The 16,158-nt window shown below is 72.6% G+C and carries 11 protein-coding genes; 4 read left to right on the plus strand and 7 right to left on the minus strand.

Annotated elements, in window-relative coordinates; genetic code table 11:
- The first annotated feature begins 8 nt into the window (after positions 1-8).
- The gene (msrB, locus tag ABZT17_RS25460) at positions 9-416 is read left to right on the plus strand and encodes a peptide-methionine (R)-S-oxide reductase MsrB (protein WP_356351896.1); all 408 of its coding nucleotides are present in this window, start codon (positions 9-11) and stop codon (positions 414-416) included.
- A gap of 13 nt (positions 417-429) precedes the next feature.
- Here msrB and ABZT17_RS25465 read toward each other — a convergent pair whose 3' ends face one another.
- Positions 430-1,500, minus strand: coding sequence for a lysylphosphatidylglycerol synthase transmembrane domain-containing protein (locus ABZT17_RS25465; RefSeq protein ID WP_356351897.1), 1,071 nt, complete (start codon positions 1,498-1,500; stop codon positions 430-432).
- Positions 1,501-1,678: 178 nt separating this feature from the next.
- On the opposite strand from ABZT17_RS25465, the gene nagZ reads away from it, so the two are divergent.
- Positions 1,679-3,166: a beta-N-acetylhexosaminidase gene (nagZ, locus tag ABZT17_RS25470; protein ID WP_356351898.1), complete on the plus strand. Its 1,488-nt coding sequence runs from the start codon at positions 1,679-1,681 to the stop codon at positions 3,164-3,166.
- Between the two features lie 55 nt (positions 3,167-3,221).
- Here the strand turns inward: nagZ and ABZT17_RS25475 are convergent, their stop codons facing one another.
- Positions 3,222-4,439, minus strand: coding sequence for a glycosyl hydrolase (locus ABZT17_RS25475; RefSeq protein WP_356351926.1), 1,218 nt, complete (start codon positions 4,437-4,439; stop codon positions 3,222-3,224).
- 108 nt (positions 4,440-4,547) lie between these two features.
- Between ABZT17_RS25475 and ABZT17_RS25480 the strand changes: the two genes are divergently transcribed.
- Both ABZT17_RS25480 and ABZT17_RS25485 read left to right on the plus strand, forming a co-directional pair.
- The gene (locus ABZT17_RS25480; protein ID WP_356351899.1) at positions 4,548-5,663 is read left to right on the plus strand and encodes a BadF/BadG/BcrA/BcrD ATPase family protein; all 1,116 of its coding nucleotides are present in this window, start codon (positions 4,548-4,550) and stop codon (positions 5,661-5,663) included.
- 59 nt (positions 5,664-5,722) lie between these two features.
- On the plus strand, positions 5,723-7,855 hold the full coding sequence (locus ABZT17_RS25485; protein ID WP_356351927.1) for a glycoside hydrolase family 3 N-terminal domain-containing protein: 2,133 nt from the start codon (positions 5,723-5,725) through the stop codon (positions 7,853-7,855).
- On the opposite strand, the gene ABZT17_RS25490 is transcribed toward ABZT17_RS25485, so the two are convergent.
- From ABZT17_RS25490 to ABZT17_RS25510, 5 genes are all read right to left on the minus strand, one after another.
- Positions 7,845-8,723, minus strand: coding sequence for a carbohydrate ABC transporter permease (locus tag ABZT17_RS25490; protein WP_356351900.1), 879 nt, complete (start codon positions 8,721-8,723; stop codon positions 7,845-7,847). The two genes, ABZT17_RS25485 and ABZT17_RS25490, sit on opposite strands and share 11 nt — an antisense overlap.
- A complete protein-coding gene (locus ABZT17_RS25495) occupies positions 8,720-9,742 on the minus strand; it encodes a sugar ABC transporter permease (RefSeq protein ID WP_356351901.1) in 1,023 nt (340 codons plus the stop codon). Before ABZT17_RS25495 ends, ABZT17_RS25490 begins: the two co-directional genes overlap by 4 nt.
- Complete coding sequence (locus ABZT17_RS25500) at positions 9,742-11,115, minus strand: extracellular solute-binding protein (protein ID WP_356351902.1); 1,374 nt, start codon at positions 11,113-11,115, stop codon at positions 9,742-9,744. The genes ABZT17_RS25495 and ABZT17_RS25500 overlap by 1 nt, the downstream gene beginning before the upstream one ends.
- 130 nt (positions 11,116-11,245) lie before the next feature.
- The gene (locus tag ABZT17_RS25505) at positions 11,246-11,893 is read right to left on the minus strand and encodes a peptidyl-prolyl cis-trans isomerase (protein ID WP_356351903.1); all 648 of its coding nucleotides are present in this window, start codon (positions 11,891-11,893) and stop codon (positions 11,246-11,248) included.
- Positions 11,890-16,131 (minus strand): NEW3 domain-containing protein, encoded by a 4,242-nt coding sequence (locus ABZT17_RS25510; RefSeq protein ID WP_356351904.1) that lies wholly within the window; start codon positions 16,129-16,131, stop codon positions 11,890-11,892. The genes ABZT17_RS25505 and ABZT17_RS25510 overlap by 4 nt, the downstream gene beginning before the upstream one ends.
- Positions 16,132-16,158 lie beyond the last annotated feature (27 nt).

A 16,158-nucleotide genomic window follows, 5' to 3' on the forward strand; every position in this document is an offset into this window, starting at 1 on the left:
TGAGCTTCATGTCGTACGACGTCGAAAAGCCGGACGAGCAGTGGCGTGCGGAGCTGACGCCGGCCGAGTACGCCGTACTGCGCCAGGCCGCCACGGAGCCGGCGTTCACCGGTGAGTACACCGACACCAAGACCAAGGGCGTGTACTCGTGCCGCGCCTGCGGTGCCGAACTCTTCACCTCCACCACGAAGTTCGAGTCGCACTGCGGCTGGCCGTCCTTCTACGACCCGAAGGACACCGACGCTGTGGAGCTGATCGAGGACCGGTCGCACGGGATGGTGCGGACCGAGGTGCGGTGCGCGCGGTGCGGGTCGCATCTCGGGCACGTGTTCGAGGGTGAGGGCTATGCCACGCCGACCGACCAGCGGTACTGCATCAACAGCATCTCGCTGCGCCTGACCTCCGACGAGGACTGAGCGGCCGGCCCGCTCACAGCACCTTCCGCTGCACCAGCACCGACAGCACCAGCGCCCCCGGCAGCAGGGGCAGCCAGACCGTGAGGACGCGGTAGCCGATGACGGCTGCCGCGGCCAGGTCCACGGGGGCGCCGTACGCGCCGACGAGGGTGAGGACCAGCGCCGCGTCGACGGGGCCGATGCCGCCGGGGGCCGGGACCGAGCCGACCGCGGTGCTCGCGGCGAGGAACGCGAAGGTGACCTCCGCCCAGGTGAGGGAGAGGCCGAGGGCGACGCCCACGCACCAGATCACCGTCGCCTGGAGCACGGGCGCCGCGGCCGCGCCGCCCCAGAGGGCGAGGACCCGGGCCGGGCGGGTGTGCAGCAGCCGTACGTCGGTCAGGGCCGTGCGGACGACCGTCCGGACCGGGCGGCGCAGCGGCGGCACGGCCGTCACGAGGACGACGGTGGTGACCAGGCCCAGCGAGGCGCAGCCGGCGACCAGGGCCAGGGTCCGCCCGTCGGGGACGAGTTCGCCCAGGCGCAGCAGCTCCGGCGAGGCCACCAGGAAACCGAGGAGCACCAGCGTCTTCGCGATCGGCCGCACCAGGGAGTACAGGGCGAGGGAGGCGGTGGCGCGGGCGAGGGGGATGCCCCGGCCCCGCAGGAAGCGCAGGGTGACGGCGTGCGCGCCGAGGCTCGCCGGCAGCGCGTGGTTGGCGGCGCCGGCGGCGAACTGCGAGGCGATGAGCAGCCCGGCGGGCAGCCGCTCGGGCAGCGCGCCCTGCCGGACGCAGGCGGCGGACAGCCAGGTCAGACAGGTGAAGAAGAGCGCGCCCAGCATCCACCGGGGATCGGCCGCACCGAGCCGGGTGGTGCTGTCGTACACCGTGCGCCAGTCGAACGCCGCCCAGACGCCCAGCAGCAGGAGCGGGAGCAGAACGAGCGCACGGCGCAGGAGACGGCGGGCGGGCGCCGTCGAGGGGGTGGCGCGGGCAGGGCGCCCGGCAGGGGCCGACACGGCCGGGGCGGGGGCGGGCAGGGTGGGCGCGGGGAGGGCCGGCGGGAGCGGGCCGGGCGTGGCGTCGAGCGGGAGCAGGGACACGGCGGAACCGTTCCCGGCCGGTGTGACGACGTGGTGTCCGGGAGCCGACGGGGTGGGGGCGGGTGGGCGACACGGTGGGCGCGGGCGCGGCGCCGGGCGTCGACGACGGTCGCTCTGATGAATCAATCATCCAGGTAAGGGTTGACTTCTGGCTGATTGAGTCAGAAGAATTCTGAGGGTGACCTCCGAGTACGTGACCGTGAGCCAGGCCAGGACCCCCGCCTCCTCCGATCTGGACGAGGCGGTACACCGCTGTCTCGTCGCCGGTTTCGAGGGCACCACCACCTTCCCCGACACCCTCAAACGGCTCATCGACCGAGGGCTCGGCGGGGTCATCCTGTTCACCCGCAATGTGCGCGACGCGGAACAGGTCCGCGAACTCACCGACGCGCTGCGGGCGATACGCCCCGATCTGCTGGTCGCCATCGACAACGAGGGCGGCGGCATCGGCCACCTGGTCGCCGCCGGCGCCCCCGAGGTCCCCGGCTCCTACGCCCTCGGCGTCGCCGACGACCCGAACCTGACCGCGCGCTGCGCCGACGCGCTCGCCGGCCACCTCACCACCCTCGGCATCACCGCCTCCTACGCACCGGTCGCCGACCTCCAGCACCGCCCGGACAACCCGATCGTGCGCACCCGGTCCTTCGGCGCCGACCCCGACCTCGCCGCCCGCCATCTGCGCGCCTGGATCACCGCCACCGAGGCGCGCGGCGTCGCCTCCTGCGCCAAGCACTTCCCGGGCCACGGCGGCACCGAGACCGACAGCCACCACGACATGGCGGTCGACCCGCGGCCGTACGAACAACTGCGCGCCGATCTCGAACCGTTCCGCGCGGCGGTCGCCGCGGGGGTGCCGATGCTGATGAGCGCGCACGTGGTCTATCCGGCGCTCGACATGAATCGTCCCGCCACACTCAGCCGTCGCATCCTGGGGGACATCCTCCGTCTCGACCTCGGCTTCGAAGGGGTCCTGGTCAGTGACGCCCTGGAGATGAAGGCGATCGCCGACCGGTACGGCGAGGCGGCCGGCGCGCGCATCGCGCTCGCCGCGGGCGCGGACCAGGTCATCGTCGCCGTACCGGATCTGGAGGTCACGCTCGGCTGCCGGGACGAGGTGCTCGAAGCGCTGCGCTCCGGACGGCTGGCCGAGGACCGGGTCTGGGAGGCGGCGGGCCGGGTACGGCGGCTCGCGGAGCGGTACGCGACGCCGGCCGCCGGGCCGGTCGCCGCGTGGGACGCCGGGGCCGGGCTGGAGGCGGCGCGGCGGGCGGTGCGCGGCGGGTCCGTGCCGGCGCCGGTGCGGGGGGCTCATGTGGTCGACCTGTTTCCGCCGCCGCATCCCGCTCTCAACTGGGGTGGCGAGGATCTGCTGACCGAGGTGCGGCGCGTCGATCCGGGGGTGTCCGGCACCGCGGTGAGCGGGGAGCCGGCCGATCCCGCGGCTCTCGCCGAGGGGATCCTGCGGGTCGCCGCCAAGTCGCCGCTGGTGGTGGCCACGTGTGACGCCGGGATCCACCCCTGGCAGGCACGGCTGCGGGATGCGCTGCTGGCCGGGCGGCCGGACGCGGTGCGGGTGGACACCGGCCTGCCGGAGGGCGGCGACCTGTGTTCCTACGGCCGGGGGAAGGTCAACCTGCGGGCCGTGGCCGAGGTTCTGGGCGGCTGAGGCGGTCTCGTCCCGCACGGCTCCGCGCCCCTGAAGGCACAGGGGCGCGGGTGGTTCACGGCGTTCGGACGAGTTCCTTGACGCCCCTTTCCGAGAGGTGACTCCCGTCCTTCGCGTGTTCCGCCAGGACCACCGCCGGGCGGACGCCTTCCCTGCGCAGGCGCATCCACTCCTCGAAGTACGCGCCTCCCGGGCCGGAGACCGAGCGGGTGGCCGGTGTGCAGTCCAGCACCAGGGCGGTGGAGCGGGGCCGGGGGCCGGCGGTCCTGGAGCGCAGCTCGGTGACCGTCTCCGCCAGGGCGTCGGCGATCGGCTTCCTCCGGCCGGTGGAGTCGAACAGGCCCAGGGTGTACTCCAGTTCCGGGTAGTCGGCCAGGGAGCGGTCCACGTCGTGGGAGCACCACCAGGTCACGCCCCACAGAGCTGTGCACTCGGCCGCGTTGAGGAGTGTGGCGCGGGCGAAGTCCGGGGCGTCCGAGGACGGGATGTGGGGCTCGGGGGCGCCTGTCTCCTGGACCCAGACCGGGCGGGCCGGGTCGGTGGCGTAGGCCGTGGCCAGTTCCGTGCCGTACTCGGCGAGATGCAGGACCTCGAAGGAGCGGGGGCCGTAGCGGCGGGCGCAGTCGGCGGAGAAGACCCAGGGGTGGACGGTCGTGATGTCGCCCTTGCGGGCCGAGGCCTCGGGGGTGAACGGGTGGTCGTCGCCGTACCAGGCCGCGTCGTACGCGGAGTGCGTCGCCGACTGGCCCTCGCGCAGGCCTTCTTCGGCCGCCGCCAGAAGGGTGTCGAGGTAGTGGTCGACCTGCTCCACGGTGACCGGGTTGTGCTCGACCAGGTTGTTGAGCTCGTTGCCGAGCTGGAGGCCGATGAGATTGGGGCGGTCGGCGAGAGCGTGGCCGAGGGTGCGCAGCAGCCGGGCCTGGGCCTCGATGGCCTCCGGGTCGGTGAAGACGTTGCGGTGGTGCCAGCTGCGGGTCCACTCCGGGTAGAAGTCGAAGCTGGACAGATGCCCCTGGACGCCGTCCACCATGACGTCGAGACCGAACTCGGCGGCGATGTCGACGAGGTGTACGAGCTGGTCGACGGCGGTGGCGCGGATGAGGGTGCGGTTGGGCTGGAGCAGGGGCCAGAGGTGGAAGACGCGGATGTGGTCGAGGCCGAGGCCGGCTATCTGGGCCAGATCCTCGCGGGCGTGTTCCGGGTCGAAGTCGTGCCACGAGTGGAACCAGCCGCGGCGGGGCGTGTAGTTGACGCCGAAGCGGAGCGTGGGGATGGGATCCTCCTCGGGTCGGGGCCGGTCCCCGGGAGCGGGGCTGGTCCTCGGAACGGGGCTTGTCCTCGCTGAATGTATCAACCACCATGGTCGGTAATGAATAGCGATTTGAACCAAGCTTCCGGGGAAGGTGCGCCGGGGCCGGCCACGGGGTCGGCGGCGGCGCTGGTCGTCGGACTCGACGCCGGTGGCACCCGGACCCGTGCCGTGCTCGCCGACGCGGCGGACGGCCGTGTGGTGGGTGAGGGCGCCGGCGGGCCCGGCAACGCGCTCACCGTGCCGTCGCCCCAGCTCACCGAGCATCTCGCCGAGGCGCTCGCCCGTGCGGTGCCGGAGGGCGGGCGCAGGAGGGTCGTCGCGGTGGGCGGGGGGTTCGCGGGCGCGACGGGGGCCGACGAGGAGGACCCCGGGCGGCTGAACGCGCTGGCCGCGCTCACGGCCGCGCTGCGTCGGGTGGGCATCACCACCGACACCGTCACCGTCGGCAGCGACATCGAGGCCGCCTTCGCCTCCGCCCCCGGCGCCCCGGCCGACGGCCTCGCCCTGGTCGCCGGTACGGGCGCGGTCGCGATGCGCATCACCGACCGCCGCTGCACCGCCACGGTCGACGGCGACGGCTGGCTCCTCGGCGACGACGGCAGCGGCTTCTGGATCGGCCGCGAGGCCGTACGGGCCGCGCTGCGGATGGCCGACGGGAGGGGCACAGCGACGGCGCTCGCGGAGATGGTCGGACGGGAGCTGGGGCTGCCGGAGGAAACGCTGCCGGGGGCGGGCGGGCCGGGTGCGGACCCGGGCGTGCCCGGAGGTGGCTCCGGCGGGCCCGGGGAGGGCTCCGGCGGGTGCGATCCCGGTCTTGTCCCCGGCTGGTCCCGCTCCCGGCGTGAGGCCTACCGGAGGTATCTGCTCCCCGCCGTCATGGGCGAGCGGCCGACGTGGCTGGCCCGGCTGGCGCCGGTGGTGGTGGAGGCGGCGCGTGGCAGGGACGCGGCGGCTGAGGCGATTCTCCAGCGGGCCGCGGACGAACTCGCCGAAACCGTCAAGGCGTTGGAGCCACGGGCCGGAGAGCGCGTCGTCGCCACCGGCGGTCTCCTCGGCCCCGGCGGCCCGCTGACCGCACCGCTCACCGCCCGCCTTCAGGCCCTCGGTCTCACCCTGGACTGGGTGGCCGACGGCTGCCGGGGCGCCGTCGCCCTCGCCCGACTCGAGTACGGACGCCACCTGTGACCCTCTACCGCGACCCCACCGCCCCCGTCGACGCCCGCGTCCGGGACCTCCTGTCCCGGATGACCCTCCGGGAGAAGGCCGGGCAGGTCAACCAGCGGATGTACGGCTGGGACGCGTACCGCCGTTCTCCCGACGGCGGTTACGAGCTCACCGACGCCCTGTACGCCGAGACCGACCGCTTCGAGGGGCTCGGCGCCCTCTACGGCCTGATGCGCGCCGACGCCTGGTCCGGGGTCGGCTACGGGAGCGGACCCGGAGCCGAGGACAGCGCCCGTCTCGCCGAGCTGGTGCAGCGGCATGTCGTCGAGCGCAGCCGCCTCGGCATCCCCGCCCTCTTCGTCGAGGAGGTCCCGCACGGCCACATGGCCCTCGACGGCACCGTCCTGCCCGTCAACCTCGCCGTCGGCGCCACCTGGGACCCCGGGCTGTACGAGCGTGCCGCGGCCCACGCCGCCGCCGAACTCCGCGCCCGCGGCGGGCATGTGGCCCTGGTCTCCGCCCTCGACATCGTCCGCGACCCCCGCTGGGGCCGCACCGAGGAGTGCTTCGGGGAGGATCCCCTGCTCGCGGCCCGGCTGACCGAGGCCCTGGTGCACGGCATGCAGGGCGACCCCGGTGAGCGCTTCGCCGCCGACAAGGCTCCCGTCGTCCTCAAGCACTTCGCCGGTCAGGGCGCCACCGTCGGCGGCCGCAACTCCGCCGAGTCCGAACTCGGCCTGCGCGAGCTGCACGAGATCCATCTGCCCGCCGCCCGTGCCGGCGTCCGCGCCGGAGCCGCCGCCGTCATGTCCGCCTACAACGAGGTCGACGGTCTGCCCTGCTCCGGCAACCGCGCCCTGCTCACCGGGCTCCTGCGCCACGACTGGGGGTTCACGGGCCTGGTCATGGCCGACGGACTCGCCGTCGACCGCCTCGCCCGGATCACCGGCGACACGGTGTCCGCCGGCGCCCTCGCCCTCAACGCCGGTGTCGACATGAGCCTCTGGGACGAGGGCTTCACGCATCTGGAGGAGGCGGTCGAACGAGGACTGGTCGAGGAGTCCGTCCTCGACGACGCGGTCGCCCGTGTCCTGTCGCTCAAGTTCCGGCTGGGACTCTTCGAGACGCCGTACGCGACACCGCCCCTGCCCGCCGGCGGCAGGGAGATCAGCGTGCAACTCGCCCGGGCCGCCGTCACCCTGCTGCGCAACGACGGGGTGCTCCCCGTCGGCGAGAAGGTGTCCCGCATCGCCGTCCTCGGCCCCCAGGCGGACACCGCCGCCCACCAGTCGGGCGACTACACGGCCCCCCAGCGCTCCGGCGTCGGTGTGCTGGAAGCGCTGCGCCGGCTGGCCCCGCCCGGCGTCGACATCCGCCACGCCCGCGGCTGCGCGCTCACCGGCGGCGACCTCTCCGCCGTCCCCGAGGCGGTCGCCGCGGCCGCCGCCTCCGACCTGGCCGTGCTGGTGCTGGGCGGCAGCAGCGCCCGTACACCCGGCACGGAGTTCGACGCCAACGGCGCCGCACGCACCGTCGTCTCCGAGATGACCTGCGGTGAGGGCGTCGACCTGGCCGGACTGCGGCTCGGCGCCGCCCAGTACGCCCTGCTGGACGCGGTCGTGGCGACCGGTACGCCCACGGCGGTCGTGCTGGTGCAGGGCCGCCCGCATCTCGTGCCCGACGCGGCCGGCGCGCTGCTCACCGCCTGGTACCCCGGACCGTGGGGCGGTGAGGCCGTCGCCGAGGTGCTGCTCGGACTCGCGCGGCCCACCGGGCGCCTGCCGCTCTCCGTGCCCCGCTCGGTCGCCCAGCTCCCCGTGTACTACAACCACAAGGACACCGAGTACGGCGGCTACGTCGACGAGAGCGCCGAACCGCGCTTCGCCTTCGGGCACGGGCTGTCGTACACGACCTTCGCCTACGGCAAGCCGTCCCTGGAGGGCCGCACTCTCACGGTCGAGGTCACCAACACCGGGGAACGGCAGGGACGTTCGGTGGTGCAGGTCTATCTGCGCCGGCTGGTCACCGCCACCTGGCCGCGCACCCTCGAACTGTGCGCGTTCGAGGGTGTCGACCTGGCGCCCGGCGAGTCCCGCACGGTCCGTCTGGCCATCGAGCCGGACGGGACGACGGGCACGGTCGAGATCCGCGTCGCCGAGTCCTCCCGGGCCGCGCTCGACGCCGTACCCGTCGTACTGGACCTCAGAGCTTGACGGCTCCCGCCGACACGCCCCGGTAGAACCAGCGCTGGGTGATCACGAACAGCACCAGCACCGGGACGACCGAGATGACGGAGCCCGCCATGACCATCCGCTGGTCGTAGCCGAACGACGAGCTCTGCAGCCGGGACAGGCCCAGCGTCAGGGTCATATGGCTCTCGGAGCGCAGCACGATCAGCGGCCAGAGGAAGTCGTCCCAGGCGCTGATGAAGGTGTTGATGGTGACCACCATGATCGCGCCCCAGGCGGAGGGCAGGTACAGATGGCGGAAGCGCTGCCACTCGTTGGCCCCGTCGAGCATCGCCGAGTCCTCGATCTCGCGCGGGACCGCGAGGAACGCGCCGCGCATCAGCAGGACGTTGATCGCGCCGACGAAGCCCGGCAGCCAGACACCGACCAGGTTGTCGACCAGTCCCAGGTCACGGATGCTGATGAACAGCGACACCATGATCGACTCGAAGGGGAACATCATCGAGGCGACCAGCACCACCCACACCGCCTTGCGGCCCTTCCAGCCCGGCTTGGACAGCATGTAGCCGGCCGTGGTGGAGAAGAGCAGCTGGCTGGCGATCGACAGGACGACCACGATCACGCTGTTGCGGATGTACGTGGCCACCGGGACCTGGTCGAAGACCTCACGGTAGGCCCGCAGCGTGGGGTGGTGCGGGAGGATCGACGCGTTCGAGCCGAAGACGTCCTCGCCCACGCCCTTCAGGGACGCCAGGAACTGCCACACCAGCGGGCCGACGGTGATGCCCAGCACGAACAGCAACAGCAGGTAGCGGACGACGAGTTCGCGCGGGCGGCCGTAGTCCCGCCAGCGCGGCATCAGGCGCCGGGGCTTCTCGACGGCGGTCGTCATGCCTCGTCCTCCTTCGTCAGGCGCTGCGCCAGCAGGGTCAGGCCGAGGGTCAGTACGAACAGGGCGACGCTGACCGCGGAGCCGTAGCCGGCGTTGCCGGTGATCGGGTCCAGGCCGACGTCGCGGATGTAGAACGGCAGGGTGCGGTCGGCGCCGCCGGGGCCGCCGGTGGAACTGCCCAGCATGAAGATCTCGGTGAACACGCGCAGGGAGCCGATGCCGGTGAGCGTGCCGACCAGCATCATCGCGTGCCGCACACCCGGCATCGTGATGTGCCAGAAGCGGCGGACCGCGCCCGCGCCGTCCATCTGCGCCGCCTCGTGCAACTCCTTGGGCACGTTCCCGAGGGCGGCCAGGTAGAAGACCATGTACCAGCCGAGGCCCTTCCACAGCGTCAGGCCCATCGCCGAGAACAGGATCAGCCAGGAGTCGGAGAGGAACGGGACCGCCGACTTGATCAGGTGGGCTTTCTGCAGCCAGGTGTTGACCAGTCCGTCGTCCGCCAGCAGCCACTGCCAGCTCAGACCCACGACCACGCTGGAGGCGAGGACGGGAGTGTAGAAGGCGGAGCGGAAGAAGCCGATTCCGGGGAGGTTCCTCTCCACCAGGACGGCCAGCATCAACGGCAGCAGCACCATCAGCGGGACGACGACGACGGCGTAGAGAACACTGTTGCGGGTGGCCAGCCAGAAGTCCGAATCGCCCAGCATCCGGCTGTAGTTGTCCAGTCCGACGAAGCTCGCGGCGCCGCCGAGCGGCTTGGCGTTCGTGAACGACAGCAGGACGGTGTTGAGGAACGGGAACACCCCGAAGACGACCGCGCAGACGATCGCCGGGGCGGTCCACAGCCAGGGTAGCCACCAACGCCGGTACAGGGCCGCCCCGTTGGCGCCGGGGGCGGGCCCGGGCAGTACGGCCCGGGCCAGGCGGCGGATACGGGACGGGGCCGTGCCCGGCACGGAGGCGGCGCGCTCCGTACCGGGCACGGACACCGGCTTCGCGGTTTCCGTCGCCACCATCAACCCGCCTGCTTCAGCAGCTCGTTCGCCTTGCTCTGCGCGTCCTTGACGGCCTGCGCGGGGCTCTTCTTGCCCTGCATGGCCAGCTGCACCTGCCCCACGATCGCGTTCTGCACGGCCGGGGAGAGGTTGGTCTGGTTGGTGTCGGCCGTCTTGAGCTGGTCGGCGACGAGCTTGCGGGCCTGCGAGAAGGGGTCGGTGCCGGTCACGTTCTGGAAGAACGGGTCGTCGAGGGAGGCGGTGGTCGTGGGGAAGATGACGACGTCGGGGTCCTTGCACCAGGCCGTCTGGTTCTCGGCGTCGGTGAGGTACTCCGCGAAGGACAGCGCCACCGGCGCGTGCTTGCTGGTCGCCGCGACCGAGATGTACTGCGGTGCGCCGGCGGAGGCGCGGCCGAGCGCGTCGTAGGGCTGCTGGCCGACGGCCGTCTTGGCGTAGACCGAGGGGCTGTTCTGCTTCACGAACCGCACGAAGCTCGGGTTCGTCGAGCCGTACGCCACCTTGCCCTGGCTGTAGAGCGTGGACGGGTCGTTGCTGGAGGACAGCGAGTCCTTCGGCATCGCGCCCTCCTTGTACAGCTTGGCCATCCACGCCACCCACTGCGTGGTCCTCGGGTCGTCGGCGAACACGGCCGACTTGCCGTCGGCGGACAGCGTCTTGATGTTCATCTGGTCGAAGTCCGCCGGGATGCGCCAGATCGGGTTGGCCATCGTCGCGTAGAACTTGCCCTTGGCCGCCTTGGCGACCTTCTCGTAGTCGGCGAAGAGCCCGAAGATGCTCGTCGGCGGCTTCGCCGGGTCGATACCGGCCTTGCCCAGCAGGTCCGTGTTGTACGTCAGCAGGACGCCACCGGTGTACCAGGGGAGGGTGGTGTGGATCGCCTTGCCGGAGGCGTCGTCGAAGGTGGCCGACTTCCAGAACGACGGTACGAAGGGCCCCGCGACCGCCGGGTCCTTCACGCTCAGGTTCATCAGGTAGCCGGCCTTGGTGAGGGCCGTCGCGGTCGGGGCGTTGACGTTGATGACGTCCGGCAAAGTACAGGCCTGGGCGTCGGCCACGGTGCGCTGCGTGAAGGTGTTGTCGCCGGGATCGTCGATCCACTTGACCTTGGCGCCGGGGTGGGCCTTCTCGAAGGACTTGATCACGCCGTTGAAGAAGTCCCCGAAGTCTTTCTTCAGGTTCGTCGTCTGGAAGGTGATCTGGCCCTTGACGTCACCCGTGAGCTTCCCGGAGCCGACGTTGCCCTTGTCGACCTTGCAGCCGCCGGCGGTGGAGTCACCGCCCGAGGAGCCGCCGGACAGGCCGCAGCCGGCCGCCGTGAGCGTCAGGGCGATGATTCCCGCCACGGATGCGGTCAGTCTTCCAGCGCGCATGTCCACCCTCCTGGGACCAGCCGAATGGGCTGGTTCAATCAACCAACTTCGACTCCGATTGATGAAAAGGTGGACCAGAATTCATCGGAGGTCAATGGGTTGCCGTGTTGCGTTTAGGTTCCGCCGGTGATCAGTGGCGGTGTTCGTGGTCCTGGTGGCCCGGGTCGCCGGGGTGTTCATGCCCGGCTGCGTACACCACTGAGGCGCGTGCCTGGTCGAACCAGTCGAAGAAGGCACGGCGGCCCGCCGCCTTCCGCAGGTCGCGTTCGATGCCCTCACGGACCTTGCCGTACGGGAGGAAGTCGTCCGGCGCGGGACGGCCGAAGGGGTCCACTCCGCGCCGCAGCGCGTCCGGGGTGAGGAAGCGGTCCCGGTTGCGGTCGTAGTAGTCGCGCACGGCCGTCTCGGGGACCTCCTGCCGCTTCTCCAGCTCGGCGAGGAGGAGACGGGCCGCGGGGGAGTGGGCGAGGGCCGCGGCGATGATGCTGCCGAGGTCGGCGACATCGGTGCCGGCGATCGCGAGGATGCCGGTGGGGGATGCCTCCGGCGGTGGTGCGAGGCCTCGTTCCTCGCAGGCCCGGCGGGCGAGTTCGTCGGCGACGACCACCTGTGTGGCCCAGCGTCGCCGCTGGCGTTCCGCGCGGGCCGACAGCGCCTCGTCGTGTTCGTCGTATCGCCGCGCACCCCTTGAGGGCGTCGCCGGGACCGTTCTCAGGAAGGAGTCCACCCTGGCCTTCGGGATGGGCCTGCCTCTCACCGTCGCCGCGCGCTCGCTCACTCCGTCACCTCCAGGACGACCGCCTCCGTGTAGGCGACCCGGCCGTGCCAGGCGATCTTCGCCATCAGCCAGTACGAGCCGGGCTCGATCGCGGAGCCGTCCACGTCCACGAAGACGTCCACGTGCTCGCCGGGGCCCACGGTGAAGCCCTGGCAGCCGGGGTCCACTCCGCCCCACGTGTGCCAGGAGGAGACGGTCCACAGGGTGCCGTTGACCGGGCCGAGGGTGGCGTTGTGCAGGCGTACGGGGACGCGGCTTCGCTCGCCCCTGCGTACGCCGATCCGCTCGACTCCCAGTTCCGCGGCGAGCGTTGGTGCGGCGTGGCGCTCGCCCGGAACGTCGAGCGCCACGACATCCTCGTACGTCTGGCCCTCGTGGGTCAGACGGGCGGTCAGCCAGTGCCGACCGGGTGGGGCCTGCTCGGGTGGGGTCACCGTGACCTCCGAGAGGGTGAAGCCGCCGGGGCCGAGCGCGTACGGCACCTCGGCGGGTTCGGCGCGCCAGCCGGGCGGGACGCCGATGGTGACGGTGCCGGAGACGGGTGCGTCGGTCAGCTCCGAGGCGATCCGGACCGTCGCGGTGACCGGGCGGCCGGAGGCGGTGAGCGTGGTGGGGGAGACATAGGCGGTGACCGGCATGTTGCCGCGGGGGGCCGGACCGGAGTTGTGCAGCCAGTAGCGGGTGGGGACGGGCTGCGCGGGCTCGTGCGCGGCCACTCCCGGCGCGTACGGCGGCCTGGCGCCGTCGGGTGGTGTGGCGAGCAGGGTGGCGACCTCGAAGCCGGTCAGGCCGACCGTGAGCGCACCCTGTCCGTCGGGGGCCAGCGCCTCTCCCGGGGTCTCCAGGACGTCCGACCGTGCCCCGCGCGTCCACTGCTTCGGGCCCCGTACGCGGGCCCGTACCTGGCGTCCGTTCACCTCGTGCACGCGTACGACGACCCCGCGCCCGGGATCGGCCGGCGCCACGCTGCCGCGGGCGAGGGGCGACCCGAGAGGCTTGAGGGCGTCGAGCAGGACCTCGCCCGCCGGTTCCAGGGAGAGGAGGGTCGACTCCCGGGCGAGGGACGGCTCTTGGGGGAGGGCGGCCGGGACGTGCGCGCGGTCCCGTAGCCGGGCGGTGAGGGGGTGGTTGAACTCGTGGCCCGCGCGCGGGAGTTGCCGCTCACGCCAGTCGCCCCGGCCCGCGACCACCGCGTACTCGAAGGTGTGGGACCAGCGTTGCAGCTGGAAGCCCGAGCCGTCGGGAGCCGTGCGGCGGGGCGGGTCGACCCAGATGCCGGAGGGCCAGCCGGTGCAGGAGCGCATCAGCGACATGTAGAGGTCGCCGGAGGAGGTGACCACACAGCCGGGCGTGCCCCGGTTGAGGACGGCGAAGCTCCGGCCGTCCCAGGCGTCGCCGGGCGGCAGCGCCTCCCCTCCGCCCGCCGCCGTGGCCCGTACGACCGCGTCGTCCAGGTCGGCGATCAGCGCGTCCACCGCCTTGGCGTCGCCCTCGGCGTCCGCGCCGGCGACCACCAGGAGCGGCAGCCTTTCCAGGTCGCGCAGGTCCGCCCCCGGCACCCACTCCTCGCGCAGCGAGGCACGCGGCGCGACCCACACGGCCGCCACCCCGCCCTCGGCCAGCCGGCGCCGAAGCTCCCGCCCGGCGGCCGGGTCCCAGCCCAGGGCCTCGGCGACCAGGGAGTTGCGGTCCGGGCCGCCGACCGCGATCCGGATGTCGGGGAGGTTGGAGTCGACCTCCAGGTCGCCGTAGCGCGGACCGCCGGCGATGGTGGAGGTGGCGGTGACTCCGGCGCGGACGAGGGCGGCGGCGAGCGGGGTGCCGAGCTCACCGGCCTCGGCCCAGGAGGGGTGGACGAGTTCGGCGACGCCGATCGCGCGGTGGCCGATCGGCTCCCCGGTGTCGTCGAGCAGTTCGACCCGTGCCGTCGAGCCCAGCGCGAACCAGGTGTTGGCCGGGTTGTCCAGCGTCCAGGGGAACTGCTCGCTGTCCACGTCCACGAACCCGAACCCGCGCCCGATCACCGCGTCCGCCACCTCGTGCACCGGCAGCCCGCCCTGCACGTCGGAGGGCCAGCGGACCCGGATGAGCCGGTCGGCGCCGTCGTAGCCGTCGATGGCGGTGGTGAGGTCGAGGCGGTCCACGCCCTGCCAGAGGGTCAGGCGCTGGGTGAAGGTGAAGACGCCGAGGTCGGCGCGGACGGTGATCCGGGACCCGGCCGGGGAGTGGGAGACCTCCACGGAGGCCGTCACGTCCGAGCTGCGGGCCACCGTCGTGCCGGTCGGTGTGAGGTGCCAGGGGCCCTCGCCGAAGCGCGGATGCCTCGGATACTCCTCCTGGACGACCAGCTCGTTGCCCGTGTCGCCGGGGCGCAGCAGCTCGCGGCCGCCCTCGGTGAGGGACCGCAGACTGCTGACGGTGCCGCCGCGCGAGGCGTCGACCGTCACCTCGTAGAACTCGTTGCGGATGGTCGTGCCCTCGCCGGGTGTCCACTCGGGGGCCGGACCCTCGGTGAGGGGGAGGGCCTTGAGGCCCATGCCGGGCAGCTCCCCCACGACGACGTGGAGTCTGCCGTCCTCGCGGACGGCCGGCAGGCCGGCGGGTACGAGGCCGGGGTCGTCGATGGTCAGGACGTCCCGGCGCCGCCAGGTCGCGGAGTTGAAGACGACCAGGTCGGGTCCGTCGCCCGGGGCCACCCGGTCGGCGAGGGCCTGGGTCGCGTCGGTGTGCACGGCCCGGGCGAGGTCGTACAGCTCGCGCCAGCCGGTCATCAGGTCGATGTAGACCTGGTCCGACTCCGAGCCGGTGATGGCGTCGTGATGGGCGCCGTAGAGCAGCTGCCGCCAGGCCTTGTCGAGGGCCGCGTCCGGGTAGGGGTGGCCGGTGACGAGGGAGGCGAGGGTCGCCCAGGCCTCGGCGTCGGCGAGGAGGGTCTCGCCGTGGCGCTGGGCCTGCTTGGTGTCGATGTAGGAGACGTCCTTGCCGGTGTAGACCGGGTTCATGTCGCGCGTCTGCGGGGAGGCCTTGCGGCCCTCGGCGTCGAGCTCGGCGCGGACGGCGGCGAAGAAGTCGCGCGGGGTGCCGCTGATGAAGCGCGGCCAGACGTACCGCTCGTTCCAGTCGCGGTGGATGGCCATCACCCAGCGGCAGGGCGGCGCGTAGTCGCCGCCGACCGGGAGGAGGACGTTGCGGGTGAGCGCGACCTTCTTCAGGCCCCGGAACAGCTTGAGGGCGGCGGCCTCCGCCTCGGGGAGGGTCGGCGCGTTGTCGATGGCCCAGCCGGCGCCGTAGTGGTTGACCATGTAGGCGGTCAGCAGGCCGCGGCCGGACGGGGCGATCCAGCTGAACTCGGCCGGAAACTGCATGCGCCCGGGATCACGCGGCTCCTCGCCGAACACCGAGAGGGCCGGGCCCCACTGGTGGAACGGGCCGCGCGCCCACGAGCTGGAGCTGATCCCCGCGTCCGCCATCAGCCCCGGGAACTGCGGGTCGTGCCCGAACGCGTCCAGCTGCCAGGCCGTCTCCGGCGATCCGCCCATGATCCCGCGCTGGAACCCGTCGCCGTACAGCGCGTTGCGTATGGTCGCCTCGGCGCCGGTGAGATTGGTGTTCGGCTCGTTGTAGGTGCCGCCCATGATCTCCACACGGCCGGTGCGCATCAGCTCGCGCAGGAAGGCGCGCTCCTCCGGGAAGGCGTCCCAGTACGGCTTGAGATAGTCGACCTCCGCGAGCACGAAGGTGTACGCCGGGTCGCGCCGGGCCAGGTCGCAGTGGGCGCGGACCAGGCTCATCCCGGACTGGCCGCGCGAGTCGAAGGTGCGGGCCGGCAGACCGGTGACGGCGGGTTCGTCCGCGACGTCCCAGGTCTCGGTGTAGGCGGCCTGGGTGTTCCACCACACCGGGTCGTAGTGGAAGTGGCTGACCATGAACATGGTCCAGCCGGGCTCGGCGGCCGTGAAGCCGAGGGTGTGCCGGGTGACCAGGTCACCGTCGACGGCCGTCAGTGTCACCTCGCGGCGGTCGCCGGGCACGAGACCCTCGACCGCCACGGGTATCTCGACGCGCGCGGTGCCGTCGTCGCCCGTGGTGGCGACGGCGTCCCCGGTGACACCCGGGCCCTCGACGGTGAGCAGGACGGTACGACCGGGGGTGTGCTCGATCCCGGCGGCCACCACCTGGAGCGGACGCTCGGCGGCCTTCACGAAGAGCTCGGTCGACTCGGCAGAGGTGACGCGCATGGGTCTCCTACGAGGATGTCGGCGAAG

This window comes from Streptomyces sp. NPDC005648, assembly GCF_040605395.1.
In the GTDB taxonomy this organism is placed as follows: domain Bacteria; phylum Actinomycetota; class Actinomycetes; order Streptomycetales; family Streptomycetaceae; genus Streptomyces.

Excerpts from the sequence above, each read along its gene's own strand:
- msrB (WP_356351896.1), top strand. The coding sequence starts at position 9 with ATGTCGTACGACGTCGAAAAGCCGGACGAGCAGTGGCGTGCGGAGCTG.
- ABZT17_RS25485 (WP_356351927.1), top strand. The coding sequence starts at position 5,723 with ATGACCCTCCGGGAGAAGGCCGGGCAGGTCAACCAGCGGATGTACGGC.
- ABZT17_RS25490 (WP_356351900.1), bottom strand. The coding sequence starts at position 8,723 with ATGACGACCGCCGTCGAGAAGCCCCGGCGCCTGATGCCGCGCTGGCGG.
- ABZT17_RS25495 (WP_356351901.1), bottom strand. The coding sequence starts at position 9,742 with ATGGTGGCGACGGAAACCGCGAAGCCGGTGTCCGTGCCCGGTACGGAG.
- ABZT17_RS25500 (WP_356351902.1), bottom strand. The coding sequence starts at position 11,115 with ATGCGCGCTGGAAGACTGACCGCATCCGTGGCGGGAATCATCGCCCTG.
- ABZT17_RS25510 (WP_356351904.1), bottom strand. The coding sequence starts at position 16,131 with ATGCGCGTCACCTCTGCCGAGTCGACCGAGCTCTTCGTGAAGGCCGCC.